General features: G+C 72.5%; 21 protein-coding genes and 1 tRNA gene. 13 read left to right on the top strand and 9 right to left on the bottom strand.

Features of this window, described 5'->3' with window-relative positions:
* Positions 1-18 precede the first annotated feature (18 nt).
* From dapF to U8525_RS19765, 3 genes are read left to right on the top strand one after another with little or no spacing between them, the layout of a single operon-like run.
* Positions 19-870 (top strand): diaminopimelate epimerase, encoded by an 852-nt coding sequence (gene dapF / locus U8525_RS19775; protein ID WP_374267821.1) that lies wholly within the window; start codon positions 19-21, stop codon positions 868-870.
* 34 nt (positions 871-904) lie between these two features.
* Entirely contained in the window at positions 905-2755 is a 1851-nt protein-coding gene (locus U8525_RS19770) for a response regulator (RefSeq protein ID WP_374267820.1), read from the top strand.
* Positions 2756-2779: 24 nt separating this feature from the next.
* Complete coding sequence (locus U8525_RS19765) at positions 2780-4279, top strand: DUF4388 domain-containing protein (protein ID WP_374267819.1); 1500 nt, start codon at positions 2780-2782, stop codon at positions 4277-4279.
* A gap of 51 nt (positions 4280-4330) precedes the next feature.
* On the opposite strand, the gene U8525_RS19760 is transcribed toward U8525_RS19765, so the two are convergent.
* Complete coding sequence (locus U8525_RS19760) at positions 4331-4675, bottom strand: hypothetical protein (RefSeq protein WP_374267818.1); 345 nt, start codon at positions 4673-4675, stop codon at positions 4331-4333.
* A gap of 40 nt (positions 4676-4715) precedes the next feature.
* Between U8525_RS19760 and U8525_RS19755 the strand changes: the two genes are divergently transcribed.
* Positions 4716-6041: a tetratricopeptide repeat protein gene (locus tag U8525_RS19755; RefSeq protein ID WP_374267817.1), complete on the top strand. Its 1326-nt coding sequence runs from the start codon at positions 4716-4718 to the stop codon at positions 6039-6041.
* Here the strand turns inward: U8525_RS19755 and U8525_RS19750 are convergent.
* Together U8525_RS19750 and U8525_RS19745 are read right to left on the bottom strand one after the other, a co-directional pair.
* Entirely contained in the window at positions 6022-7341 is a 1320-nt protein-coding gene (locus tag U8525_RS19750; RefSeq protein ID WP_374267816.1) for a M16 family metallopeptidase, read from the bottom strand. The two genes, U8525_RS19755 and U8525_RS19750, sit on opposite strands and share 20 nt — an antisense overlap.
* Positions 7338-8879 (bottom strand): ATP-binding protein, encoded by a 1542-nt coding sequence (locus U8525_RS19745; RefSeq protein ID WP_374267815.1) that lies wholly within the window; start codon positions 8877-8879, stop codon positions 7338-7340. Before U8525_RS19745 ends, U8525_RS19750 begins: the two co-directional genes overlap by 4 nt.
* Before the next feature lie 122 nt (positions 8880-9001).
* Between U8525_RS19745 and U8525_RS19740 the strand changes: the two genes are divergently transcribed.
* Positions 9002-10513, top strand: a complete 1512-nt coding sequence (locus U8525_RS19740; RefSeq protein WP_374267814.1) for a hypothetical protein — start codon at positions 9002-9004, stop codon at positions 10511-10513.
* Positions 10514-10597: 84 nt separating this feature from the next.
* Here the strand turns inward: U8525_RS19740 and U8525_RS19735 are convergent, their stop codons facing one another.
* Positions 10598-11686, bottom strand: a complete 1089-nt coding sequence (locus U8525_RS19735) for a cell envelope biogenesis protein TolA (RefSeq protein WP_374267813.1) — start codon at positions 11684-11686, stop codon at positions 10598-10600.
* A 117-nt stretch (positions 11687-11803) separates the two neighbouring features.
* On the opposite strand from U8525_RS19735, the gene U8525_RS19730 reads away from it, so the two are divergent.
* A complete protein-coding gene (locus tag U8525_RS19730; RefSeq protein ID WP_374267812.1) occupies positions 11804-12712 on the top strand; it encodes a 2-oxo acid dehydrogenase subunit E2 in 909 nt (302 codons plus the stop codon).
* On the opposite strand, the gene U8525_RS19725 is transcribed toward U8525_RS19730, so the two are convergent.
* Positions 12709-13665, bottom strand: a complete 957-nt coding sequence (locus U8525_RS19725; RefSeq protein WP_374267811.1) for a zinc metalloprotease HtpX — start codon at positions 13663-13665, stop codon at positions 12709-12711. The two genes, U8525_RS19730 and U8525_RS19725, sit on opposite strands and share 4 nt — an antisense overlap.
* Before the next feature lie 160 nt (positions 13666-13825).
* Positions 13826-14245 carry a hypothetical protein gene (locus U8525_RS19720; RefSeq protein ID WP_374267810.1) on the bottom strand — a complete coding sequence of 140 codons (420 nt, stop codon included), beginning with the start codon at positions 14243-14245 and terminating at the stop codon, positions 13826-13828.
* A 151-nt stretch (positions 14246-14396) separates the two neighbouring features.
* Here U8525_RS19720 and fni point away from each other — a divergent pair, with 151 nt between their 5' ends.
* The 5 genes from fni to U8525_RS19695 all read left to right on the top strand — a co-directional run bounded on the left by fni (position 14397) and on the right by U8525_RS19695 (position 19925).
* Positions 14397-15455 carry a type 2 isopentenyl-diphosphate Delta-isomerase gene (gene fni, locus U8525_RS19715; protein ID WP_374267839.1) on the top strand — a complete coding sequence of 353 codons (1059 nt, stop codon included), beginning with the start codon at positions 14397-14399 and terminating at the stop codon, positions 15453-15455.
* Between the two features lie 33 nt (positions 15456-15488).
* Positions 15489-16817, top strand: coding sequence for a hydroxymethylglutaryl-CoA reductase, degradative (locus tag U8525_RS19710; RefSeq protein WP_374267809.1), 1329 nt, complete (start codon positions 15489-15491; stop codon positions 16815-16817).
* Between the two features lie 92 nt (positions 16818-16909).
* Positions 16910-17860: a mevalonate kinase gene (gene mvk, locus U8525_RS19705; protein ID WP_374267808.1), complete on the top strand. Its 951-nt coding sequence runs from the start codon at positions 16910-16912 to the stop codon at positions 17858-17860.
* Positions 17857-18843: a diphosphomevalonate decarboxylase gene (mvaD, locus tag U8525_RS19700; protein ID WP_374267807.1), complete on the top strand. Its 987-nt coding sequence runs from the start codon at positions 17857-17859 to the stop codon at positions 18841-18843. Before mvk ends, mvaD begins: the two co-directional genes overlap by 4 nt.
* Positions 18843-19925 (top strand): mevalonate kinase, encoded by a 1083-nt coding sequence (locus U8525_RS19695; protein WP_374267806.1) that lies wholly within the window; start codon positions 18843-18845, stop codon positions 19923-19925. Before mvaD ends, U8525_RS19695 begins: the two co-directional genes overlap by 1 nt.
* 31 nt (positions 19926-19956) lie before the next feature.
* Here the strand turns inward: U8525_RS19695 and U8525_RS19690 are convergent, their stop codons facing one another.
* On the bottom strand, positions 19957-21135 hold the full coding sequence (locus U8525_RS19690) for a BamA/TamA family outer membrane protein (RefSeq protein WP_374267805.1): 1179 nt from the start codon (positions 21133-21135) through the stop codon (positions 19957-19959).
* 154 nt (positions 21136-21289) lie between these two features.
* On the opposite strand from U8525_RS19690, the gene U8525_RS19685 reads away from it, so the two are divergent.
* Both U8525_RS19685 and U8525_RS19680 read left to right on the top strand, forming a co-directional pair.
* Positions 21290-22882, top strand: a complete 1593-nt coding sequence (locus U8525_RS19685; RefSeq protein WP_374267804.1) for an alkaline phosphatase family protein — start codon at positions 21290-21292, stop codon at positions 22880-22882.
* Positions 22883-22902: 20 nt separating this feature from the next.
* Positions 22903-23985, top strand: coding sequence for a lysylphosphatidylglycerol synthase transmembrane domain-containing protein (locus U8525_RS19680; protein WP_374267803.1), 1083 nt, complete (start codon positions 22903-22905; stop codon positions 23983-23985).
* 71 nt (positions 23986-24056) lie between these two features.
* Here U8525_RS19680 and U8525_RS19675 read toward each other — a convergent pair.
* A tRNA-Leu gene (locus U8525_RS19675) sits at positions 24057-24140 on the bottom strand.
* An 84-nt stretch (positions 24141-24224) separates the two neighbouring features.
* Complete coding sequence (locus tag U8525_RS19670) at positions 24225-24602, bottom strand: 2Fe-2S iron-sulfur cluster-binding protein (protein WP_374267802.1); 378 nt, start codon at positions 24600-24602, stop codon at positions 24225-24227.
* Between the last annotated feature and the right edge of the window lie 2 nt (positions 24603-24604).

Genomic DNA, 24604 nt, shown 5'->3' with positions numbered 1-24604 from the left:
GCGTCTACACTTGCCCCCGTGGACGCAAGCGAACGCATCTTCAAGTACCACGGCCTGGGCAATGACTTCGTCGTCCTGGACCGCCGCCACACCGGCGTGGACCTCGGCGAGGCGCAGTCCCGCTGGCTGTGCGACCGGCGCCGGGGCATCGGCGCGGACGGGGTGCTCGCCATCCTCCCGTCGTCCCGCGGCCTTGCCCGCATGGTCGTCCACAACGCCGACGGCAGCATCGCGGAGATGTGCGGCAACGGCCTGCGCTGTGCGGTGAAGTATCTGGTGGACCACGGCGGCCAGCACCCCACGTTCATCGACGTGGAGACTGGCGCGGGCGTGCTCACCTGCGAGCCCGGCTACGGCGACGGCGGCGTCATCAGCGTGGACATCTCCATGGGCCCGGCGCGGCTGGTGGCCGCGAACCTGCCCTCGGGGACGACCGGCCAGCCCTTCGTGCGCGCGCCCGTGCCCGGCCATGAGGGGCTGCTCGGCACGGCCGTGAACATGGGCAACCCGCACCTGGTGCTCCTGGATCAACCCCTGGAGGCCGCCGAGCGCCTGGGCCCCCTCCTGGAGCGGCACCCCGCCTTCCCGGACCGGACCAACGTGGAGTTCGTCCGCGTGGACGAGGACGGGCTGACCGTCGTCGTCTGGGAGCGGGGCTGCGGCCTCACCCAGGCCTGCGGGACGGGCGCGTGCGCGTCCGCGGTGGCGGCCGTGCTGGCGAGGCGCCTGCCCTCGAACGCCTGGCTGCGCGTCACCCTGCCGGGCGGAGACCTGAGAATCCGCGTTCCCGACGACCTGTCCGACATCCGGCTCCGGGGCCCCGTGTCCTTCGTCTTCGAAGGCGTTGTCGTGCTTCCAAGGGCCCGATAGCCTTCGGTTTTCCTCCCTTCCTCCCCCGAGCGCCGTGGCCGGTCCCATCCTCGTCGTCGACGACGACCTGTTCTTCCGACAACTCGCCACGGACCTGCTGTCGCGCCGGGGGCACCGCGTGGTGGCGGTGGAGAACGCCACCCTCGCCCTGGAGGAGGTGTCCCGGGCGACGTTCGACCTGGTCCTCACCGACGTGGTGATGCCCGGCGTGGACGGCTTCGCGCTCACCGCGCGCTTGCGCGAGCGGGACCCCGAGCAGGAGGTCATCCTCGTCAGCACCCGCGACGACGTGAAGGGGTCGGAGGTCGCGCTGCGCCTGGGCGTGGCGGACTGCCTCGTCAAGCCCGTGGAGGAGTCCGACCTGCTGCTCGCGGTGGACCGCGCCATGGAGCGCGCCCAGCTTCGCCACGAGCGCGCGCGCCTCCAGGACGAGAACCTGGAGTTCGCCCGCTTCCACAACCTCCAGCAGCGCTGCCTGGAGCTGCTCTCCCATCCGGACCTGGAGTGGCTCCAGGAGCGCGTCATCGCGGACCTGGGCGCGGTGTGCGACGCGCAGAGCGCCGCGCTGTGGGTGGTGGACGACCGGGGAGACCTGGCGCTGCGCTCGTACCGGGGCCTGCTCGACAAGCAGTTCCTGCCGGAGAAGATGAGCCCCGAGGGGCCGCTGTCCCTGCGCCTGCGCGAGGCGGCCCCGTGGCTGGCGCGCGATGAGCGCTCGCCCGTGCTGTACGTGCCGCTGGTGGCCACGGGCGAGGTGATGGGGCTCGCGCAGCTGTCGGATCCGCTCACCGGCGACTTCCGGCTGGAGCACACGCGCGACGCGAAGGTGCTGGCGGACTTCGCCGCGGTGGGCGTGAAGAACGGCCGCAAGCTGATGGCGCTCCAGCGCCTGGGCCTGCGCGACCGCGACACCGCCGCGTACAACCTCAGCTACTTCACCGACTACGCCTCCAAGGAGATCTACAAGGCGCGCCGGTATGGCCGCACGTTCTCGCTGCTGACCTTCAGCATCGACAACCTGCCGCTGGTGCGCGTGCGGCTGGGCGCGCAGGACGCGAAGAAGGCCGTGCGCGGCATCATCAAGGCGCTCAGCAAGATCATCCGCGACTCGGACGTCATCGCGAAGGCGAGCGACCAGGAGTTCTACCTCCTCTTGCCGGAGACGGACTTCTTCGGCGCGATGATGTTCGTGCGCCGCGCGGTGGCCGCCGTGCGGGACGAGCCGGAGGTGCAGGACGTGGAGCAGCGCCTGCCGCTGGCGCTCGTGGGCGGGGCCAGCACCTTCCCCAAGGACGGCGAGGACTTCGACGAGCTGGTGCACCGCTGCCGCCGCCGCATGGACGAGCGCCGCGCGTCGCTCCAGCGCCGGCTGATGCTGGACGGGCTGCCGTTCTGGGACGAGGTGGACCTGCTCCTGGGCACGCCCAACAGCCCGCGCCTGCCCACGGACGACCGCGCGGAGCCCAGCCGCCGGGGCAAGGTGGCGGACGTGCTCTTCGACGAGCTCCAGGTGGAGATCGCCCGGGAGCTGGTGCGCGACCCGGGCTCGCGCGGGCTGCTGTACGTGGGTGGTCCGGAGATCCGCGCGGACCTGCCGCTGGCGGTGGGGCTGGAGCAGGCGCCGCCGGACCTGGCGTCGCGCATCTACCTGCTGGGCCGGCGCGTGGACCTGGAGTCGCACGCGGCGCTCACGCCGGTGTTCCTGGAGGGCGACGAGCGGGTGGCGCGCCACGAGTTCATCCTCTGGCTGTCGGAGAGCGCGTCGTACGCGCTCATCCAGCGGCGGGGGCGGGGCGCGACGTGGGGGTTCCACACCTCGGACACCGCGGTGGTGGACGGGCTCATCTCCAAGCTGCAGGCCGAATACGACCTGCAGCCCTACTGACGTAACGAAGCGGAGCAAGCGACCGTGGCCCAGGTGCGGAAGATCCTCATCGCCGACCCCGACCTCGACTCGGTGCGAGCCCTGTCGCGGGCGCTGCGCACGAAGGGCTATCAGGTGCACTACGCGCCGGACGGCTCGCGAGCCCTGGAGGTCGCGGTGCTCCGGCACCCGGACCTGACGCTCTTCGATGAAGCGTGCCGGCTCCTGGACGCGCGCACGTTCGTCCAGATCCTGCGCACCAACCCGCGCACGGAAGACATCCCGGTGGTGCTCACCACGTCCAGCCTGGACACGGACCGGGTGCGGGGCATGCGGGATGGCACGCTGCGCAAGCCCTTCAACCTGGACGAGGTGCTCAGCCGCATCGAGCACATCTTCCGCCGCAACGAGGCGGCCAAGGACCTCAAGAGCGAGCAGCAGGAGATCGAAGGCTCGCTCAGCCAGCTCAGCATCCCGGACCTCATGCAGATTCTGGGCATGAACAAGCGCAACGGGCGCCTGGCGCTGGAGCGCGGTTCGGAGCGCGGGGAGATCACCGTCGCGGAGGGGCGCACGGTGAACGCGCGGCTCGGGAGGGTGGAGGGGGAGAAGGCGCTGTTCCGGCTCCTGGCGTGGACGGAGGGCAACTTCACCTTCACGCCCGGCACCAGCGCCGCGCGCCCGCGCATCAACCGCGCGATGGACGACGCGCTCCTGGAGGGCATGCGTCAGTCGGACGAGGTGAACCGCCTGTTGCCGGGCCTGCCGCCGCGCCACACGCGGCTGATGCTGGCGCCGGAGGTGGACCTGTCCGAGGAGCAGCACCCGGTGACGGCGCAGGTGATGGAGCTGCTCCGCCAGCCGCGAGCGCTGGGCGAGGTGCTGGACCTGGCGCCCGCGACGGACATGGAGGTGCTGGGCGTGCTGTCCACGCTGCTCCAGAAGGGCGTGGCGCGCCCCACGGAGAGCGAGGGCCAGAACCTGGGGGCGGGCGACCTCATCGGCGCGGCGGAGGTGCACGCGCTGCGCGGGCGCCTGTTGCGCACGCGCACGCTGGCGAAGGTGGCGACGGCCAAGGTCTTCGTCTGTGGCAGCGGCTCCTCCGCGGCGCGGCGCATCCTGGCGCGGGTGCCGGGCCTGGAGGCGATGTCCGCGGATCCCACCGCGGTGAAGAGCGGCTTCGGGACGCTGGGGCGCCTGGAGCTGAGCGACGTGCTGAACGTGGACTTCTGCGTGCTGCCGCCCGCGGAGGCCGCGCGCCCGCTGTGGCGGCCGTTCAGCGCCGGGGCCATCGGCGCGCTGTTGATGGACACGTCGGAGCCGGCGGTGCGGCTGGCGCACTACCTGGCGTGGGAGGTCCGCATCCCCATCGTGGTGGTGGGCACGGAGGTGCCCGCGCCGCTGCAGGGCGCGCCGGCCGGCGTGAGCGCCCCGGGCGAGGACCTCACGGAAGCGCTGCGCGCCATGCTGATCCAGGCGCTCAACCCCGCGCCCACGCTGCCCGGCGTCACGCAGGTGCAGCGCGCGTCCGTGACGCCCCAGTGACGGGGGGCCCACGGGGCTGGGGCCCTGGGGGCTCCAGCCGCGCCGGGCGCTTCAGGCCGCTTCGTCCAGGACCTCCAGCGCGTCCCGCACGCCCGGCAGCCGGGCGAGCAGCTCGTACTCCGCGGGCTGGAGCATGGACACGCGGCGGCCCGCGACGCGCTCCATCCACAGCTCGATGCGGTGGTCGCCGTCCGGGTTGAGCTGGCGGCAGATGCGGGCGCGGCGCCCCTCCTTGTGACAGGCCAGGATGTCCTGCTGGAGGCTGCGCAGCCGACGGAACACCTTCAGCGCCATCCGACCCTCGGGGGTGTCGAACGTGTGGAAGTGCCGGTTCCGCGACAGCGGCCGGCTGGGATCATGAAGCCTCTCCACGAGGCGGCGCACGAAAGGGTCCATCGACGCAGAAGGATAACATCCGCTACCCTGTCCCTCAGCGATGCCCCATCGATTTTTCCCCCGTCCCTGGACGCTTGTCCTGCTCCTACCGCTTGCCTGCAAGGACCCGGAGACGGCGGCCGCGCAGAAGCAGGCCGTCCAGGTCCAGAACTCCCTGTCACAGGGGCGCGAAGCCCTCGCGCAGGGGCAGTACGTCCGCGCCATCTCCGAGCTCCAGAAGGCGGCCAACGCCGCCCCGGAGAGCGTGGAGCCGCTCCTCCTCCTGGCCAGGGCCCACCAGGGCGCCGGCAACCCCGGCGCGGCCATCCTCACCCTCAAGCAGGCGGAGAGCCTCATTCCGGGCACCGACCCCGTCATCCAGAAGCAGCTCGCGGACCTGTATCTGGGGGAAGGGCAGACGCCCCAGGCCATCTCCACGCTCGTCGCGCTGCGGGACGAGGGCAAGCTGCCCAAGGAGGACGTCCTGTCGCTGGCCCGCCTCCAGGCGCGGCAGGGCCGCTCGGACGAGGCCTTCACCACGCTGGAGCGCATCCTCCGCGAGACCCCGGACGACGCCGCGACGAAGACGGTGGAGGCCGAGGTCCTCCTCATGAAGGGCGAGGAGCTGCTCGCGGCCAACCTGATGGACCGCGTGCTCCAGGGCTCGCCCAGCTTCACGCCCGCGCGCCTCCTGCGCACGCGCTACTTCCTGATGAGCGGCGTCTACGACATGGCGGAGGCGGACCTCCAGGCCGTGCCGGCCGAGGACGCGGACACCACGGACGTGGTGGCGATGAAGGCCCGCGTGCTGATGGCGCTCGGGCGCCCGGCGGAGGCGGAGGGCGCGCTCCGGAAGCTGCTGGAGGACGACGCGGACAACGCGGAGGCCGTCGCGTGGCTGGCGGAGATCGTCTGCGCCCAGGGCCGCGCGTCCGAGGCCCAGCAGCTGGTGGATCGCGCGCTGCACCTGCGCCCGCGCTTCGCCCGCGCCCTGTACGTGCGCGGCCGCGTCCTGGAGGAGCAGGGCGACGCGCGCGGGGCGGAGGACAGCTACCGCTTCGCCCTCAAGACGGAGCCCTCCTTCGCGCCCGCGCTGTCCCGCATGTGGCGGCTGCACCTGAAGGCGGGCCGCAAGCCGGAGGCCCAGGAGGTCCTGGAGCAGCTGGCCAGCCTGAACGATGCCTCCGTGGAGGAGAAGGCCGCGCTCGCGAACCTCTACGCCCAGTTCGAGACGCAGCTGCCGCGCGGCATGAAGCTCATCGAAGAGGCCCTGAAGCGCGAGCCGCAGAACCCCGAGTACCTGCGCATCCGGAAGGCCATCGACAAGGCGACGCCCAAGAAGAAGCGGGCCCCGACGGGGCCCATCATCATCCGCGGGCGGCGCTGAGGGCGGGCGCGGAGGAGGGCAGGCCCGCGGCCTCCGCGACCACCTTCTCCAGCGCCTTGAGCCCCTTGCGCTGGCCCACCGCCACCACGAGCAGGTTCTCCCGGGTGAAGTAGCGCCGCGCCACCTCGCGCACCCGCGCGGCCGTCTGCCGGTCCACCTGATCCGCGCGGTGGCCGAACGTCTCCGGACGGCGGAACAGCTCCACGCCGCCGAACCACCCGGCCAGCTCTCCCGGCGAGTCCTGGGAGAACTCCAGCAGCATGCGGTGGCGGCGCTTGGCGCGGTTCAGCTCCTCCTCGCTCGCCTCCTGGTCGCAGAGCTCCGCGAGCACGCGCAGCGCCTCCGCCACCACCAGCGGCGCCTTCTCCGGCGCGCTGGCCGCCTCGATCTCGAAGAGGCTCAGGTCGTGGTAGGTGTCCAGCCCCGCCTGCACCGAGTACGCAAGGCCCCGCTTCTCCACGATTTCAAAGGGCAGCCGCGACGACAGGCCGTCGTCCAGGAGGCGCCGGAGGAGCTGGAGCGCGGGGAAGTCCTCGTGCTGCTCCGGCACCGTGCGGAAGGTGAGCTTGAACTCCGTCTGCGACTCGTCGTGGGTGACGAAGTGGAAGTGCGGCCCGGGGCCCAGCAGGGGCGGCGCGCTCTCCGTGGTGGCGTCACCCTTCGGCAGGTGGGCGAAGGCGCGCTCGGCCAGGGCCAGCACCTCCGAGTGCTTCACGCTGCCCGCGGCGGACACCACCAGGTTGCCGGCCACGTAGTGCCGGGCGAAGTGCTCCCGCACCTGCGCGTGGGTGAGGGCCCTCACGGACTCGCGGGTGCCGGCGATCTTCAGGGACAGCGGGTGGCCGGGGAACAGCAGGCGCTTGGACAGGTTGTCCAGGTCGATGTCGCGCCCCTTGTCGTCCACCTCGTCGAGCATCTCCTCCAGGATGATCTGCCGCTCCACCTCCATGTCGGTGAGGCGGGGGCGGGTGAGCATGTCGCCGATGACGTCCAGGCCCACGCCCAGGTGGGCCGGGTGCAGCGGGGTGTAGTAGTAGCCGTGGTCGCGGGTGGTGGCGCCGTTGAGGTTGCCGCCCACCTCCTCCACCGCCGCGTTCATCTTCACCGTGTCCGGCCAGGCCTCGCTTCCCCGGAAGAAGAGGTGCTCCAGGAAGTGGCTGACGCCGTTGTTCTCCACCGTCTCGTGGCGGCTGCCGGTCCGCACGTAGACGGCCAGGAGGGCGGTGTGCAGGTGGGGCGTCTCGACGGTGACGACGCGCAGGCCCGAGGGCAGCACGTCCCGGTACGGTGTAAAGCTCATGCGCGAGGGAGCCTTAACACGAAGGTCGTCCCCTGGCCGGGAATACTCTGGCAGGAGAGCGAGCCCCCGTGGGCCTGGAGGATCTGCTGGCTCACCGCGAGCCCCAGGCCCGTGCCGCCCTCCTTGGTGGTGAAGAAGGGCTCGAAGAGGTGGCGGCGGACCTCCTCGGTCATGCCGTTGCCGGTGTCGCGCACGGTCACCTCCACGTCGCCGTCGTGCGGGGTGGTGGCCACGGTGAGCCGCCCTCCGGAGGGCATGGCCTCGCGGCTGTTGCGCAGGAGGTTGAGGAACACCTGCCGCAGCTGGCCCTGGTCCGCGAGCACGCGGGGCGTGTCGGGCGCGAAGGCGCGCACCACCTCCACGCCCGCGCGCGCCAGCTCCTCGCGGGTGAAGTCGAGCACGCCGTCGAGCACCGCGATGATGTCCTCCGGCTCCAGGTCCGGCCGGGCGGGGCGGGCCATGCGCAGGTACTGCTCGGTGACGTCGGTGAGGCGGTCCACCTCGTGGGTGACGGCGGCGAGCAGCTCGCGCGCCTCCGCGGCGGTCTCCTGGGAGTCGAACCGCGCGCCGCCCACGGCGTCCTGGAGCAGCTCCACGTTGAGCCCGATGGAGGACAGGGGGTTGCGCACCTCGTGGACGATCTGCGCGGAGATGCGGCCGACCGCGGCCAGCTGCTCCGCGCGCATCAGCGCCTCCGCCTGGGACTTGAGCTGCGCCTCGCGCGCCTGGAGCGAGCGGGCCATCTGGTCGAACTCGCGCGCGAGCAGCGCGACCTCGTCCTCGCCGCGCACGCCCAGCTGGGCGGAGTAGTCACCCCGGCCGATGCGGGACACGCCTTCAATCAGGGTGCGCACCGGGCGCAGCGTGCGGGCGGACCACGCGGTGACGCCCACGCCCACGCCGATGGCCATGATGGACAGCGCGATGATGGTGAGGCCCGTCCTGCGCTCGCGCTCCTCCGCGCCGTCCACGCGCTCGCGGATGCGGTTGGTCAGCGTGGCGCGCAGCACGCGCAGCTCGCGGTTGATGGCGCTCTCCAGCTGGCGCAGCTCCGCGGTGGCGCGCGCCACCTCCTGGCTGTCCGGGGACTCGGAGGCGAGCGCGGTGAACACGGCCTCCACCGCGCGGCCGTAGGCCTGGGAGTTGCGGGACAGCTCGGCGAAGCGCTCGTCCAGCTCCATCACGAAGGGCACCTCGCCCTTGGGGGCGAAGGTGAGCACCTCGCGGGCCTTGGTGCGGGCGGCCTCCAGGCGCTGGGCCATCTGGGGCGCGTAGTACAGGCTCGCCAGCCGGATGAGCGCGCGGCGCGTCTCCACGCTGTTCTGCTCCAGCACCCGCTCGGTGTCCTTCTCCTGGCTGCCCTGGAAGGTCTCCAGCGCGGCGGCGTCCTGGGACAGCTGGAGGTAGCCCTGGCTGACGAGCCGGATCTCCTGCTGGTTGCGGTGCAGCTCCGCCACGCTGAACAGGGACACCGCCCCGAACGTCAGCAGCACCAGCGCGTAGCCCAGGAAGATGCGGGTGGCGAGCGAGAGCTTCATGGAGGAGGGGACAGGACATACGTCCTGGGCCCGGCGCATTACAGCGCAATCCCCACCGCGCCGCCTGCTTCCGGCCGTCTGGGCTCCACGCCTCCGGGGAGGGGGCTGGTAGCATCCGCCGCATGGCTCCGCGCTTCGTCCGCTCCTCGCTCCTCGCCGCCCTGGTGGCCCTCACCCCCGCCTGCGGGGGCGAGGTCCGCCCCGCCCTGGACCTGCTCACCGACTCGTGCGCCGGAACGCAGCCCCTGGCCGGGGTGACGCACCTGCGCTTCCGCGTGACGGGGCCTGGACTCCACCCACCGCGCGAGCGGGTGTCGACGGTGGAGTGGGCGGAGGCGGACGTGCCGGCCGTGCCGCCCGGCAGCGCGAGGGTGCTGGAGGTCCGGGCCTACGTGGGGGCGCCGGAGCGGGGCGGGCGGCTGGTGTCGCTGGGCCGCACCGCGCCGTTCGACGTGACGGACGGGCAGGCGCCCACGGTGCGGGTGTTCCTGCGGCGGCTGGGAGAGTTCGTGCCGGTGAACCTGGCGTCCGAGCCGAGGACCTGCGCGTTGCCGGTCGAAGCGCGCGCGGCGCACACGGCCACGACGCTGCCGGACGGACGCATATGGCTCACCGGGGGCTACCGGCCCGAGGCGAACGGGGCGCGGCCCGTGTCGAGGACCTCGGAGGTGTTCAACCCGGCGGACGGCACGTTCAGCCCCGGGCCGGACGTGGGCGCGAGGGCCTTCCACACGGCGTCGCCGCTGCCGGATGGCCGCGTGCTCCTGGTGGGCGGCGCGGAGTCCTTCGCCCCCGTGTCGTTGCAGCCCACCGCGCGGCTCGTGGACCTGGCGACGGGCGCGGTGGGGGAGCTCACGCCCGGGGTCGCGCGCTATCAGCAGGCGGCGGCGGTGGACGCGGCGGGCCACGTGCTGCTGGTGGGCGGGCGCGCGGCGGATGGCGGCGGGGTGTTCACGGCGGAGGCCTTCGACAGCGCCTCCGGCCGCTTCGTCGAGGTGGCCGGAGAGGTGCGCCGTGTCGACGCCACGCTGGTGGCGCTGGGGGACGGGAAGACCCTCTTCATCGCCGGAGGCGCGGACGCCACGGGGCCTGTGCCGGAGGTCCTGTCCGTCGGCTTCGACGGGACGGACCTTCAGCGCCTGATGAACGTGCCGCCCCGGCTGCTCGTGCCCCGCGTGGGCGCCGCCGTGGCGGTGCTGGGGCGGCCGGACGAGTCCCCCCGCCCGCTGCTGCTGGGGGGCTTCGACGGCGTGGAGCCCACCCAGGACGCGCGGGCGGTGGGCGCCTCCGAGGTGCTGGAGGACGTGATGACCGTGCGCGACGGCCCGGCCCTGATGCCCCGGAGCAACCCGTGCGCGGTGTCGCTGCCGGATGGCCGCGTGGTGGTGCTGGGCGGGCGCGGTACGTACACCGGCACGACGACCTCGGTGCCCTGGGTGGAGCTGATCACCCCGCACGCGGGCGCGCAGCCCACCGTGCTGGGCCTGCCGCTGATGCCGCAGCCGCGCGCCTGGCACACGTGCTCCGCGCTGCCGGACGGCTCCGTGCTCGTGGTGGGCGGCGTGGACGACAGCACCGGGGAGATCCGCGCCAACACGGAGGCCCTGGTGGTGATGCCGCCGCCGCGCGACTGACGCGGGCCCTGGCTCCGGAGACACGAAGGCCCCGCGTCCCGGAGCGGGGACGGCGGGGCCTGGTGTTTCAAGCCGTGACGGCGCTCAGGCGTTGGACGGCGGGGCCTCGGAAGGCTTCGCCTCGACCTCGGTGGAGGCCGTCGGCTCGGTGGGGGCGGGCTCGGCGGCGGCCGGGGCCTCCGTGGGCGTCGCGGCGGTGGCGCGGGCCTCCGCTTCGGCGCGGGCGCGGGCCATCTCGTCGCTGCGCTGGTCGCTGGCGGCGACCTCGTCCGGCGTCAGCTCCGTGCGGTCCGCGAGCATGCCCGTCTTCTTCTCCAGGTCCTTGATGGCCCGGCGAAGCAGGTCGCGCTCCAGGAGCGTGCGGTTGAGGCGCTTCTCCAGCGCCTTGTACTTGTCCTTGCCCAGGTCGGCCTCGGACTTCGTCACGGCCAGGATGCGCGCCTGCGTGTCGGCGCGGCCCTTCAGCCGGCGCACTTCCTTCTCCAGCTCCGCGGCGCGCGCGCGGTCCTTGTTCGCGGCCTGCTCCAGCCGGTTCATCTTCTCGCGGTCCGCGTCGTTCAGCTCGCGGTAGCGGCGCACGGGCTCCGCCGGGGCCACGGGGGCGGGCGTCACGGGCACCGCCGCGTTCACCACGGGCTCGCTCGCGGGCGCGGCGATCTGATCCGTGGGGGCAGGCGCCGCGGGGGCGGCAGCGGCGGGCGTCTGCGCGGCGGCGGCCGGGGCCTCACGGCGGCGGGGATTGCCGCGCGACTCGGACTCCGCGCGCAGCCGGGTGTTCTCCGTCAGGGCCTGCGCCAGCTCCGCGCGGGTCTGCTCCAGCTGGATGCTGGCGTTGCGCTCCACCTCGGCGCGGGCCTTCACCAGGTCGTTCGCGCCCTTCTCGCCTTCCTTCTGCTCGAAGAGCTTGCGCTTGGTCTGCTTGAGCTGCTCCTTGACCTCCTGGAGCTGCGCGCGCTGCTCGTCCAGCTCCTTCTGCTTGCGCTGGACCTCCGATTCCGCCTTCGCGCGCGCCTTGCTCTCGGCCTCCAGCTCGCCGCGGAACGACGGCGCGGAGGAAGAGGAGGAGAGCGAGGGACGGCCCGCGTTGGCGCCAGCGCCGCTCTTGTCTCCGAAGAGCAGCAGGCCGAGCGTCACGGCGAACCCGACCGATACGAGGATGAGTGCAACCAGCAAGGGAACGACCTCCACAGAAGAATGCAAAAAGCGGGGCAGCCTAACTCCCGGACATGGCGCGTCAAGGCTTCACTGGCAGGCAACCCGGCGGGCCCCGCGCGCCGCGCCGGCCCGGCCGTGGCGTCCGCCCTTCTTCCGGCTCCCCTGGAGGCGCGCTCCTGGGGCACGCTCCCGGCCATGGCGCACCTGGAGCTCCAGCCGAAGCGGGACGTGTCGAGCTTCCGCAAGCTCGCCATCGGCAGCTGGGCCACCGCGTATGACCCCACGGTCTACGGCACACTGACGGTGCGCATGGACGCCGCGCTCGCCTGGCTGGACGCCTTCCACCAGCGCACCGGCGTGCGGCTCACCGCGACGCACCTGGTGCTCAAGGCCGTGGGCGAAGCGCTGCGCCGCTGCCCGGACGCCAACGCGCTCCTGCGCTACCAGCGCATCTACCTGCGAAGGCGCGTCACCGTGTGCGCGCTGCTCACCGGCCCGGGGCCGCGGGGCCTCACGCCCGTGCGCGTCGAGGACGTGGACCAGAAGCCCGTGCGCGAGCTGGCGCTGGAGGTGGAGTCCACCGCGGCGCGCGTGCGCGAGGGGAGGGACCCACGGGTGGAGCAGGGCCGGCGCATCCTGGGGCGCGTGCCGCACCTGCTGCTGCACCGCTTCACCGGGCTGGTGTCGTTCCTCACGTACACGCTGAACCTCGATCCGTCCTGGCTGGGGCTGCCCAGGGATCCCTTCGGCTCGGCGGTGGTGGTGGACGTGGGCGCGTTGGGGCTGGACGCGGCGTACCTGCCGCTGGCGCCCTTCACCCGCGTGCCCATCTTCCTCGCGCCCGGCGCGGTGCGGGAGGTGGCGGTGGTGGAGGAGGGCAGGGTGGTGCCCGGCCACGTGATGAGCATCAACGCGTCCTTCGACCACCGCTTCCTCGACGGCTACCACGCGGGCGTCATCGCCAGCACGCTGCGCGAGATGCTGGAGCATCCGGTGGAGGCCTTCGGGCCCCCGCCGGATGCTCCTCTCCCCACGGCTCGCTAGTACGCGTACTCCCAGCCGCCGCGGCCGCGCGCGCCCTGGCCCATCCGCGCGCTCATCTCGCGCAGGCGGCGCACGCGCTCCGGGATGGGCGGGTGCGTGGAGAACAGCGACATCACCCCGCCGTGGTGCAGCGGGTTGACGATGAACAGGTGCGACGTCGCGGGCGCCCGGTCGTACGGGATGGCCTCCGCGCCGCGCTCCAGCTTCAGGAGCGCGCTCGCCAGCGCGTCCGGGTCGCCGCACAGCTCCGCGCCCGTGGCGTCCGCGCCGTACTCACGCGAGCGGCTCACCGCCAGCTGCAGCAGCGTGGCCGCGATGGGCGCCACCAGCAGCAGGCCCAGGTTGGCCAGCGCTCCGGCCAGGCCGCCGCCCTCGTCATCGTCACTCCGGCTGAGCATGCTGCCGCCGAACCAGAAGAGCATCTGCGCCGCGTAGCTGATGATGCCCGCGAGCGTCGCCGCCACCGTGCCGATGAGCGTGTCCCGGTTGTGCACGTGGCCCAGCTCGTGCGCCAGCACGCCCTCCAGCTCGCGCCGGTCCAGGATGTCCATGATGCCCGCCGTCACCGCGACGGCCGCGTGGCTCGGGTTGCGGCCCGTGGCGAACGCGTTCGGCTGCGCCGTGGGCAGGAGGTAGACCTTCGGCTTCGGCATGCCCGCGCGCGCGGCCAGCCGCTCCACCATCTCATGCAGCCACGGCGCCTGCTCATACGACAGCGGCTGCGCGCCGTGGATGGCCAGCGCGATGCGGTCGCTGAACCAGTACGAGCCGAAGTTCATCACCACCGCGAAGAGGCCCGCCATCGCCAGGCCCTGCGCTCCGCCGAGCCGCTGACCGATGACGAGCACCAGCGCCGTCAAGCCCGCCAGCAGCACGGTCGTCTTCAATGCGTTGCCCAGCCGGTGCCACCCGCCGCCCTTGAGCGCCGGTGCGGCCGGTCCTCGGGATGTCATGTGGGGGTCACGCCGCGCCATGGTCCTCATTCCGTGCCTTTCGCCCCGTCAAGGGGGTCACACGAAACGTAAGCAGGCACCCAGGAGCGTCAATGTGACGGGCCCAGCCTGCCCTGGAGGCCCATGGCCCCGGCCGCGGGCCGTCTCAAACGTAGAGCGCTCAAAGGTAGAAACGATCCGTCACGCCCGCCGTACGCTGGAGGATGGCGCTCCAACCGAGCCAGACGTCAATGCCACTGTCGCCCGCCTTCGACTCGCTCCCCAGGGCACCGAGCGAGCCCGTGCAGCCCGCCACCACGCCCAGCCCGGAGTCACGCACGTGCTCCAGGAGCCTGCGCACGGTGGGCATGCCGCGCGCCTCGAAGCGGTCCGCCACGTCCTCACGGCCAGCGAAGTCCGGCTCGTCCAGCCTGTCCGTCAGGAAGCGTTCCAGGGCCCACCAGAACAGGTACACCTCCGCGCGCCGCCCGGCCGCCGTCGCCGCCGCCGCGATGGAGAGCCCCTGGTGCACCCGGTCGTATTCGCCACTGTGCAGGAAGACGACGACCCTGTTGTCCGGCGTGCTCACCCGCCGGCTCATACCGTCCAGAAGCCACCGCGTCCATCCACGCCTCGGGGGCGACCGCTGGGGCCCTTTGGCTTGCACCCCGGCCCTGGCGCTTGCTAGGAACCCAAGGGCCTTCCAGAGTTACAGGTTTTTTGCAGCGACAGCGCGGGTGGCTTTCAGCGACATGGGCGACGAGACGACAGCCAGGCGGAAGGATGCCCACCTCGATCTGTGCGCGACCGGAGACGTGGAGCCCGCGCAGAACTCCACCTTGTTGGAGTGCGTGCACCTCCTCCACTGCGCCATGCCGGAGATGGCGGTGGAGGACGTGGACCTGACCACGCCGTTCCTGGGCAAGCGCCTCCAGGCGCCGCTGCTCATCACCGGGATGACGGGCGGCACGGAGCGCGCGGGCGCGGTGAACCGGGACCTGGCGCTGCTCGCGGAGCGGCACGGCCTGGCCTTCGGCGTGGGCAGCCAGCGCGCGATGGCGGAGCACCCCTCGCGCGCGGCGTCGTACGCGGTGCGCGACGTGGCGCCCACGGTGGCGCTGCTGGGCAACATCGGGCTGTACCAGGCCATTGGGCTGGGCGTGGACGGCGTGCGGCGGCTCATGGACGCCATCGGCGCGGACGGCATGGCGCTGCACCTCAACGCCGGCCAGGAGCTGACGCAGCCGGAGGGCGACCGCGACTTCCGCGGTGGCTACCGCGTGGTGGAGGAGCTGGCGCGCGCGCTGGGTGACCGGCTGCTGGTGAAGGAGACCGGGTGCGGCATCGGCCCGGACGTGGCGCGGCGGCTGGCGGAGCTGGGCGTGTCCAACGTGGACGTCTCCGGGCTGGGCGGCACGTCGTGGGTGCGGGTGGAGCAGCTCCGCGCGGCGGGCCCGCAGGCCCAGGTGGGCGCGGAGTTCAGCGGCTGGGGCATCCCCACCGCGGCGGCCATCGCCAGCGTGCGCAAGGCGGTGGGGGCGCAGGTGCGGCTCGTCGCCAGCGGCGGGGTGCGCGGCGGGCTGGAGTCCGCGAAGGTGCTCGCGCTGGGCGCGGACCTGGCGGGCATGGCGCTGCCGCTGTTCCGGGCCCAGCAGCAGGGCGGACTGCCGGCCGCGGAGGAGGCGCTGAAGGTCATCCTCACCGGGCTGAAGCAGGCGCTGGTGCTGACCGGGAGCCGCACCGTCGCGCAGTTGCGGCAGCGGCCCCGCGTGGTGACCGGAGCGTTGAAGGATTGGTTGGCGGCGTTGTGATGCAGGGTGGCTCCCAGGTTGGGAAGGAAGAACATGTCTGACACCGTGACGTCCCGGCTCGCCGGATTCCACAAGCTGCCCCTGGAGGAGCGCCTGGCGCGCATCGGCCAGATGTTCCGGCTGACCGAGGCGGAGCTGGACCAGCTGCGCGGTGAGAACGGCCTGGACCTGTCGGTCGCCAACCAGATGATCGAGAACGCCGTCGGCACGTTCTCCCTGCCGCTGGGCCTGGGCCTGAACCTCACCGTCAACGGGCGCGACTACCTGGTGCCCATGGCGGTGGAGGAGCCCTCCGTCGTCGCGGCGGTGTCGTTCGCGTCGAAGATCGTCCGCGAGGCGGGCGGCTTCACCGCGGAGGCCGACGAGTCGATGATGATCGGCCAGGTGCAGGTCTCCAACTACGGCGACCCCGGCCTCGCGTCCGAGAAGATCCTGGACGCGAAGGATCAGATCCTCGCCCTGGCCAACAGCTTCCACCCGGCCATGGTGGCCCGCGGCGGCGGCGCGAAGGACGTGGAGGTGCGCCTGCTGCCCGCGCCGGAGGGGCCGCGCGGCGAGCCGCTGCTCATCGTCCACCTCCTCATCGACGCGCAGGAGGCGATGGGGGCGAACCTCATCAACACCATGGCGGAGGGCGTGGCGCCGTTGATCGAGCAGCTGACGGGCGGCCGCGTGTACCTGCGCATCCTGTCCAACCTGGCGGACAAGCGGCTCGCGCGCGCCACCTGCCGCATCCAGCTGGATCTGCTGGCGGACTTCGGCCTGCCGGGCGAGGTCATCGCCGAGGGCATCGCCCAGGCGAGCCGCTTCGCCGAGGCCGACCCGTACCGCGCCGCCACGCACAACAAGGGCGTGATGAACGGCATCGACGCGGTGGCCATCGCCACGGGGCAGGACTGGCGCTCCATCGAGGCGGGGGCGCACGCGTTCGCGTGCCGCAAGGGGCAGTACCGCCCGCTGTCCACCTGGTACCTGGAGGAAGGGCACCTGGTGGGCCGCATCGAGCTGCCGCTGGCGCTGGGCCTGGTGGGCGGCCCCATCAAGATCCACCCGGGCGCGCAGGTGGCGCTCAAGCTGCTGCGCGCCACCAGCGTGCGCGAGCTGTCCATGGTGTTCGCGGCGGTGGGCCTGGCGCAGAACTTCGCGGCGCTGCGGGCCCTGGGCTCCGTGGGCATCCAGAAGGGCCACATGGCCATGCACGCGCGCAGCGTCGCGGTGACGGCGGGCGCGCGCGGCGGGGACGTGGAGAAGGTCGCCAACCTGCTGGTGAAGGCCGGGCACGTGAAGGTGGAGAAGGCGCGGGAGATCCTCGCGAGCCTCCCCCCGGAGACGTCCGCCATCGCCACCCTCACCAACGGCTGAGCCCGCGCGCCCCTCGACCCGCGCGGGGCGCTTGACGGGACCGGGCGGCGCGCGGAATGAAGCGGTCGCCCCTCTTCCGCGTGCCTGGTGCCATGACTCCCGCAACGAATCCCCTGGTCGCCTTCGGTGCTGGCAAGGTCATCCTGCTGGGCGAGCACAGCGTGGTGTACGGCTATCCCGCCATCGCCGGCCCGCTGAGCATCGGCATGACGGCGCGCGGCGTGCCCTCGCGCTCCTGCGCGCTGGACGTGCCGGTGACGGCGAACGCGGCGCAGAAGCGGATGATGCGCAAGGCGTTCGCGCGGGCGGCGAGGCTCGTGGGCGAGCCGAAGGTGAAGGTGACGCTGGAGCCGCAGCTGCCGCTGTCCGCGGGGCTGGGCAGCTCCGCGGCGCTGGCGGTGGCCACGGCGCGCGTGCTCTTGCTGGCGGCGGGGCAGGCGCCCACGGCGAAGGCGGCGGCGCGGCTGGCGTGGGAGATGGAGCAGGAGTTCCACGGCACGCCGTCCGGCGTGGACCACACCACCAGCGCGGAGGAGAAGCTCATCCTCTACCGGCGGGTGCAGGCGCCGGCGGGCGTCGTCGGACGGGCGCGCGAGCTGAAGAGCCCCAGGCCCGTGTCGGTGGTGGTGGCGCTGGCGGGGGCGCGCAGCCCCACGAAGCGGACGGTGGGGGCGCTGCGCGAGCGGCAGGCGCGGTGGCCGGCGCGGTACCAGCGGCTCTTCGGGCAGGTGGGGCGGCTCGTCTCCGAGGCGGCGAAGGCGGTGGAGGCGGGCGACGTGGAGGGGCTGGGGGACGCGATGAACGTCAACCAGGGCCTCTTGAACGCGCTGGGGCTGTCGTCGCCAGCGCTGGAGGACATGGTGTTCCGGCTGCGCTCGCTGGGCGCGCTGGGGGCCAAATTCACCGGGGCGGGAGGTGACGGTGGCGCGGTCATCGGCCTCTTCCTCGAACCGGAGCCCGTGGTCGCGCGGCTGACGCGCGACGGCGTGCGCTGCTTCTCGAGCCAGCTCGCGGGGCCGCGGCTCCAGGGAGACATTCCATGAAGGCAACGGTCCGGGCGCATCCCAACATCGCGCTCGTGAAGTACTGGGGAAAGCGCGACGAGGCGCTCATCCTCCCGCACCAGTCCAGCCTGTCGCTGACGCTGGCGCCCATCCACGTGACGACGACGGTGGAGTTCGGCGCTCCCGCGGACACGGTGGAGCTGCACGGCCACGTGGCCAGGGGCAGCGAGCGCGACCGCGTGCTGCGCCTGCTGGACCAGGTGCGCGCGCAGGCGGGGCGCGACCTGGGGCCCGCGAAGGTGGTGTCGCGCGGGGACTTCCCCATGGCGGCGGGCCTGGCGAGCAGCGCGGCGGGCTTCGCGGCGCTGGCGGTGGCGGGGCGCGCGGCGGCGGGGCTGCCCCACGACACGCGGGCGTCCAGCATCCTGGCGCGGCGGGGCAGCGGCTCCGCGTGCCGCAGCGTGCAGGGCGGCTTCTGCGAGTGGATGCGCGGCGAGCGCGCGGACGGCGAGGACAGCTACGCCGTGCAGCGCTTCGACGCGGGGCACTGGGCGGACCTGCGCATGGTGGTGGCCATCCTCGACCGCGGCGAGAAGGAGGTGAAGTCGCGGGACGGGATGAAGAACACGGTGGAGACGAGCCCCTACTACCCGGCCTGGGTGAAGGACGCGGAGGCGGAGGTGCCGCGCGCCCGCGAGCTCATCGCGAAGCAGGACCTGGAGGCGCTGGGCGAGCTGTGCGAGCGCAACGCGTGGCGCATGCACTGCACGACGCTCTCCGCGGATCCGCCGCTCTCCTACCTGAGCCCCGCGACGCTGGCGCTCATCCAGCACCTGAAGGAGCAGCGCAAGAAGGGCGTGCCGGTGTGGTTCACGCTCGACGCGGGCCCGAACCCGGTGCTGCTGACCACCGCGGCCCACGAGGTCGCGGCCGAGGCCCTGGCCCGCGCCTGCGGCGCCGTGGACGTGGTGCGCTGCGTGCCCGGCGGTGACGCGACGCTGCTCACCGAGCACCTGTTCTGATGGACCGAGCGCTCTCCGCCCCGGGCAAGCTGTTCCTCTCCGGCGAGTACGCCGTGCTGTGGGGCGGCGTGGCCCGCCTCGCGGCCGTGGCGCCGCGCACGGCCGCCTATGTGCGCCGGCGCCAGGACTCGCGCGTGCACATCTGCCTGGAGGAGGGGACGCTCCAGGGGCTCACCACGCCTCGGGGCGTGAAGTGGGACCGCGACGTGCCCGCTGGCTTCTCCTTCGTCGCGCGCGCGCTGGATGAAGCCCTGCGCGCCCACGGCCGCGCGAGCGTGGGCTTCGACCTCGCGGTGGCGCCGGGCGCGTTGGGCCCGGGCGGCCACAAGCTCGGCATCGGCGGCAGCGCCTCCGCGACGGTGCTCGCCGCGGAGGCCGCGCGCTTCGTGCTGGAGGAGAAGTTCGACGTCCTCAAGCTCGCGCTCACCGCGCACACGCTGGGGCAGGGCGGCAAGGGCAGCGGCGGCGACGTGGCGACGAGCTTCGCGGGCGGCACCGTGCGCTACCGGCGCTACGACGTGACCGCGCTCGCGGACGCCGCCAACACCGGCCGCTTCAACGCCGCGCTCGCCGAGTCTCCGCCGGTGGACCTCTGGCGCATGCCCATGCCCCGCGTGTCCATGCTCTACGCCTTCACCGGCGAGAGCGCGTCCACCAGGCTCCTCATCGGCCAGGTGGAGGCGCGCCTCGCGGACGCCGGCCGCGCGGCCTTCGTGGAGCGCTCGGACGCGCTGGGCCGCACGATTGAAGACGGCCTGGGCGGCGGCCGAGACTTCCGCGCCTTCGCGGAGGCGGTGAAGGCCCAGCACGCGCTGCTGCTGGAGCTGGGGCCGCTGGAGACCGAAGGCATGCGCCGCGTGCTGGCCATCGCCGCGTCCTACCAGTGCGCGGGCAAGCTCTCCGGCGCGGGCGGCGGCGACGGCTGCATCCTCTTCGCCCCGGACGTGGAGGCGCGCGAGGCCCTGCGCCAGGGCCTGGAGTCGCGCGGCTTCCTCACCCTGACGCTGGACGTGGAGCAGGGCGTGCGCGGCGAGGCCCACGCGGACGCGCGGCTTCGCGGCTGGGTGGACGCGCTCACCTAGAAGACAGCGCGGCGCGCGCCCGGGCCCGCCGTTAGAACATGTGACCGAACGTGATGTAGAAGCGCTGGCGGCCCGTCTCGGTGGAGCGCGCGTAGTCCATGCGCACCACGGCCGCGCGGCGCGAGAAGCGCAGGCCGCCGCCGATGCCCGGGTGCCACTCATGCCACTTGCCGTCCGTCACCCCCGGATGCCACACGCGGCCCAGGTCCAGGAACACCACCGCGCCCAGCGCCAGCGGCTGCCCGAAGACGGACATCCGCGCCGCCTGGAAGCGCAGCTCGGAGTTGCTGAACGCCTTCACGTTGCCGGCGAAGCGGTTGCGCTCGATGCCGCGCACGCTGCTCATGCCGCCGATGCCCTCGGAGACGTTGACGCCGCCCGTGGTCATCCACTCGAAGAACGGCACCTCGCCGAAGAGCATGTCCAGCGTGAGCCGCTGCGCGAAGACGAGCCGTGGGGTGATGCGGATGTAGCGGCGCTCGCTCAGCGTCACGCCCGCGTACTGGTAGCGGCTGAAGGTGGCAAGGCCCGACACGCGCAGCGCCACCTCCTCCACGCCGCCGGACGTGGGGTCGGACTCGTCGTCGCGCGTGTCCCAGAGCGCGCCCGCGAGCAGCTGCCCGCTGGGCCCGCCCTCGATGCCGATGGGCTTCTCCTGCGCCAGGATGGACGTCTCGTAGGGTGACACGCGCGTGTAGCGCCAGCCGTAGCCCACGTACGACTGGAACGGGTGCTTCTCTCCGAAGGGCCGCCCGCGCAGGCGCACCCAGAGGCCCGGCGAGCCCTTGTCGTAGTTGTACTTCTCGTCATCCACGTCACCCCGGAAGTCCGGGGCGGACAGGTTGCCCGCGCCGAAGAAGGGGCTGCTCTTCTCCTGGCGGTACTCCAGCCGTCCCTCCAGCCGCAGGGGCCCCAGCAGCTGCGGGCCGTCGTAGCGGAGGTAATGATTCATGGCGCCGCGAGAGCTGAAGAAGACCTGCGCGGACAGGGCATGCGCATAGGGCGTCTTCGTGCCGTCGCCGTAGAGGTACATGCCTCCCACGGCGCCGTAGCCGAAGCCCTGGTCCGAGCTGAACGACAACAGGGGCAGCGCGATGCCGTCCATCGTCGGCGTCTGCTTCACCGGCACCAGCCCGGGCGCCGTGCGGCCGGCGGCCAGGGCGCTCAGTGACATCAGCAGGAAGAAGAGAAAGACGACTGGAGCCAGCATCGAAACCCCGTGAAGCCCCTTGGGGGCACATCGATTCCAGCCCGGGACAGGACGCCCTTTCCGCCCGCTTGCCCTCCAAGAGAGCAACACGGCCCCGGAAGCTCCTGTCCCCCTGAATGCCCATTTTGCATTGGGGGATGGGGGAGCCGTCAACGTGCGCGAAAGTCTCAACGAGCTCGTCAGCGAGAATTCACGATACTGGGCGAATACCCTCGTCCGGAGGATCGGATCGAAAGTTCCGCCGGTGGCGGCACGTCGGCCCCGGAACGCTCTGCTCGTCCATCTGGACGGGGTGCCCAAGGCCCTGCTGGACGAAGCCATCGTGACAGGGCGGATGCCCTTTGTTTCACGGCTTGTCCGCTCTGGTGCGTATCACCTGGAGAACGCCTTCTGGGGCGCGCCCACGTCCACGCCGTTCTTCCAGGCGGGGCTGCTCTACGGGCTGCGCCACCCGAACCTGCCGGGCTACAGCTGGTATGACCGGACGCTCGGCCGCAAGGTGCAGATGAACACGCCCGCGGACGCGATGGCCATCGACGCGCGCCTGCGAGGCCACGGGCGCACGAGCCTGCTGGACGACGGCGGCCACACGTACTTCTCGCTCTTCCACGCGGGCGCCCGGAACCGCATGTGCATGAGCACGCTGTCGAGCTTCAAGCTCATGACGCGCTCGTTCGCGTACGAGGTGCAGGGCCTGGGGGCGGCGCGCACGAAGGACGCGTGGGCCTTCCTGCGCTCCCTGGGCATGGAGTCCTGGCAGGCCCTGCGCGAGGTGCGCCAGTGGGCGCGCGGCCTCAACGACTGGCGCCATGAGCAGGGCTTCCTCCTGAGCCGCATCCTCCTCCAGCGGCTGGGCTGGAGCTTCGCGTACACCAAGTCCCTGGTGGACATGGTGCGCGGCGTGCCGCTCATCTACCTGGTGTACGGCAACTACGACGAGGTGGCCCACCGCCGCGGCCCGCGCTCGAAGCTGGCGCTGGAGGAGCTCCACCGGGTCGACGCGTCGCTCGCGGAGCTGTTCGCCGTGGCCCGCGCCGCGCCAGCGCCCTACGACGTCATCCTCCTGTCCGACCACGGCCACGTGGACAGCCTGCCCCTGGAGCTGCGCCAGGGCCGCCGCCTGGAGGCCCTCCTCTTCGAGGGCGAGGTGCCCCCCCTGAAGGACGACGTGCGCCGGGGCCTCCTGGATGGCCGCCAGCCTCCGCCGCCGGAGCCCCCGGCGCGCGAGCCCTTCACCCCGGTGGTGGTGGAGGCCGGCAACTTCGCGCACGTCTACCTGAGCGGCCGCCCCGCGCCGCTGGAGGCGCGCGAGCTGTTGGCGCTCCACCCGGAGGTGCTGGCGCGGGCCACGAACAACCCGGACATCGGCATGGTGGCGATGCGCCGGGGCGCGGAGGCGGTGGTGGTGATGGGCGGAGGCGTCTACGGCCCGGAGGACCTGGACCGCGCGCCGCTCACCACCGAGTACAGCCGCCGCGCCGTGGCGGACTTCCTCCAGGGGCTGCCGCGCATGGCCACCGCGGGGGACCTGGTCCTCTTCGGCGAGGCCGTCCAGCAGGGCGGCACGGTGGGCTTCGCGTGGGAGTTCGGCTCGCACGGCGGCCTCACGCGCGTGGAGTCCGACAGCCTGGTGATGTGGCCGGCGAGCGGCCCCGTGGACCTGTCCGGCCTGAGCCACTGCGCGCGGCTGCACGAGCGGCTGGCGGAGGCCTACCTGGACACCGGTGCGCCGCGGGCCCTGCATTGAACCCGGGGAAGGGGAGGACCATGCGGCTTCCCAACGCCGGCGGACGCACGTGGCTCAAGGTGCTGGGGGGCGTCGTGGGGCTCTGCCTCTCCCTGCTGCTGCTCTCCACCGCGTTCTTCAAGTGGAACCTGCACGGGCCAGGGCCCCTGCTGATTCCCCGCTTCCCCCTGGGCAAGTTCGTCCACGACCTGCCGGGGCACCTGGCGTGGCTGATTCCGTTCATGCTGCTGCAGGCGTCGCTCATCCCGCTGAGGGCGGTGCAGTGGCAGTCCACGCTGCGCAAGCCCGTCCCGTTCCGGGAGCGCTACCACCTGGTGGGCATCGGCGTCTTCGTGCACAACGCGCTGCCCGGAAAGCTGGGGGAGGTGACGCGCGCCTTCCTCCTGTCGCGCACGCAGAAGATCCCCTTCATCCGCAGCCTGGGCTCCGTGGGCGTGTGCAAGCTGATGGAGTTCGCCTGCCTGATGCTGCTGGTGGCCCTGTCCTTCCTGGGCCCCTTCGGCGCCACCATGGCCCACTTCCGCAAGGAGCTGCACGTGGCGCTGTCGCTGTGCATCGGCCTGGTGGCGCTGGTGGTGCTGCTGGCCCACTGGGCGGCGCCCCTGGGCCGCTGGCTGCACCATCGCCACAGCCTGCCGCGCGTGGACAGCTTCCTCTCCCACGTGGGCGAGGGCCTGGGCACCGCGCGCTCCTTCCGGGGCATGGCGAAGGTGTGCTTCTTCTCCATCTTCCCGGTGTTCGCCTCCGCGCTGGCGTATGGCCTGGCGCTGCACGGCGTCCACATCCCCGGGGGCCTCTTCGCGGGCGCCGTCGTGCTGGGCGCCATCTCCCTGGGGCAGTCGCTGCCGGGCGTCCCGGCGGGCATGGGCATCTACTACTTCGTGACGAGCTGGGCGGCGCGCGCGCTGGGCTCCAACCCCGAGGACGCGGCGGCCTTCGCCACGCTCACCCACCTGGGCACGGTGATCAGCCTGGTGTCCGTGGGCGCCTGGTCCGTGCACCGCTCCAAGCTGCGGATCCGCGACCTGCGCAAGGGCGGCCGGCTGGCCAACGCCGCCGCGCACCACGTGGCGCATGAAGCCGTGGAGCCCGCGCCGCCGTAGGCCGCGAAGAGGGCAGGGCGGAAAACAAGAAAGGCCCCGACTTGTGGTCGGGGCCCTTCGTCTACAACAGATGCCCAGGAGAGGACTCGAACCTCCATGCCCTTGCAGGCGCTAGACCCTGAATCTAGTGTGTCTACCAATTCCACCACCTGGGCAGGTGGCTCGTGGCGCTGTGTGGCGCCGCGATGGGCGAGACGTATAGAGAACCTCCCCCGCCCGGTCAAGCATCCTTTTTCAGGCTACTTCTTCAGGGGCCAGCGCCCTTCGGCCTCGAGCTTCCGGCGGATCGCCGGGTTCTCGTCCATGAAGGCGACCAGGGACTCCTCGGTGATCTCCACCGTGACGTCCTCCCCGCCGACCTCGGTCTGGCACGACAGGCGGGAGTACGGCCGGACGTCGAAGCCCATGTCCAGGCGGTCCATCTCGTCGTCCCGCTGCTCGCTCAGCGACTCCAGGCCCTTGCGGACCCAGACGTGGCAGGTGGAGCACCCGCACACGCCGCCGCAGCTGTGGCCCACCTGGGCCTCGCCCCGCTCCGCGGCGTCCAGCAGGGTGGTGCCCGTGGGCACGTCCACGGAGACCTCGGCCAGGGGGCTCTTGAAGGTGACCTTGGGCACGG

It is taken from the genome of Corallococcus sp. RDP092CA, from assembly GCF_041903675.1.
Classification (GTDB): Bacteria; Myxococcota; Myxococcia; order Myxococcales; family Myxococcaceae; genus Corallococcus.
The sequence above is the reverse complement of the archived record's forward strand: the minus strand, read 5'-3'. Positions and strand labels throughout refer to the sequence as shown.

What these genes read in the sequence shown, in the direction of transcription:
- U8525_RS19760 (WP_374267818.1), bottom strand. Translation starts at nt 4,675, where the DNA reads ATGGACCCTTTCGTGCGCCGCCTCGTGGAGAGGCTTCATGATCCCAGC.
- U8525_RS19755 (WP_374267817.1), top strand. Translation starts at nt 4,716, where the DNA reads ATGCCCCATCGATTTTTCCCCCGTCCCTGGACGCTTGTCCTGCTCCTA.
- U8525_RS19750 (WP_374267816.1), bottom strand. Translation starts at nt 7,341, where the DNA reads ATGAGCTTTACACCGTACCGGGACGTGCTGCCCTCGGGCCTGCGCGTC.
- U8525_RS19745 (WP_374267815.1), bottom strand. Translation starts at nt 8,879, where the DNA reads ATGAAGCTCTCGCTCGCCACCCGCATCTTCCTGGGCTACGCGCTGGTG.
- U8525_RS19740 (WP_374267814.1), top strand. Translation starts at nt 9,002, where the DNA reads ATGGCTCCGCGCTTCGTCCGCTCCTCGCTCCTCGCCGCCCTGGTGGCC.
- U8525_RS19725 (WP_374267811.1), bottom strand. Translation starts at nt 13,665, where the DNA reads ATGACATCCCGAGGACCGGCCGCACCGGCGCTCAAGGGCGGCGGGTGG.
- U8525_RS19720 (WP_374267810.1), bottom strand. Translation starts at nt 14,245, where the DNA reads ATGAGCCGGCGGGTGAGCACGCCGGACAACAGGGTCGTCGTCTTCCTG.
- fni (WP_374267839.1), top strand. Translation starts at nt 14,397, where the DNA reads ATGGGCGACGAGACGACAGCCAGGCGGAAGGATGCCCACCTCGATCTG.
- U8525_RS19710 (WP_374267809.1), top strand. Translation starts at nt 15,489, where the DNA reads ATGTCTGACACCGTGACGTCCCGGCTCGCCGGATTCCACAAGCTGCCC.
- mvk (WP_374267808.1), top strand. Translation starts at nt 16,910, where the DNA reads ATGACTCCCGCAACGAATCCCCTGGTCGCCTTCGGTGCTGGCAAGGTC.
- mvaD (WP_374267807.1), top strand. Translation starts at nt 17,857, where the DNA reads ATGAAGGCAACGGTCCGGGCGCATCCCAACATCGCGCTCGTGAAGTAC.
- U8525_RS19695 (WP_374267806.1), top strand. Translation starts at nt 18,843, where the DNA reads ATGGACCGAGCGCTCTCCGCCCCGGGCAAGCTGTTCCTCTCCGGCGAG.
- U8525_RS19690 (WP_374267805.1), bottom strand. Translation starts at nt 21,135, where the DNA reads ATGCTGGCTCCAGTCGTCTTTCTCTTCTTCCTGCTGATGTCACTGAGC.
- U8525_RS19680 (WP_374267803.1), top strand. Translation starts at nt 22,903, where the DNA reads ATGCGGCTTCCCAACGCCGGCGGACGCACGTGGCTCAAGGTGCTGGGG.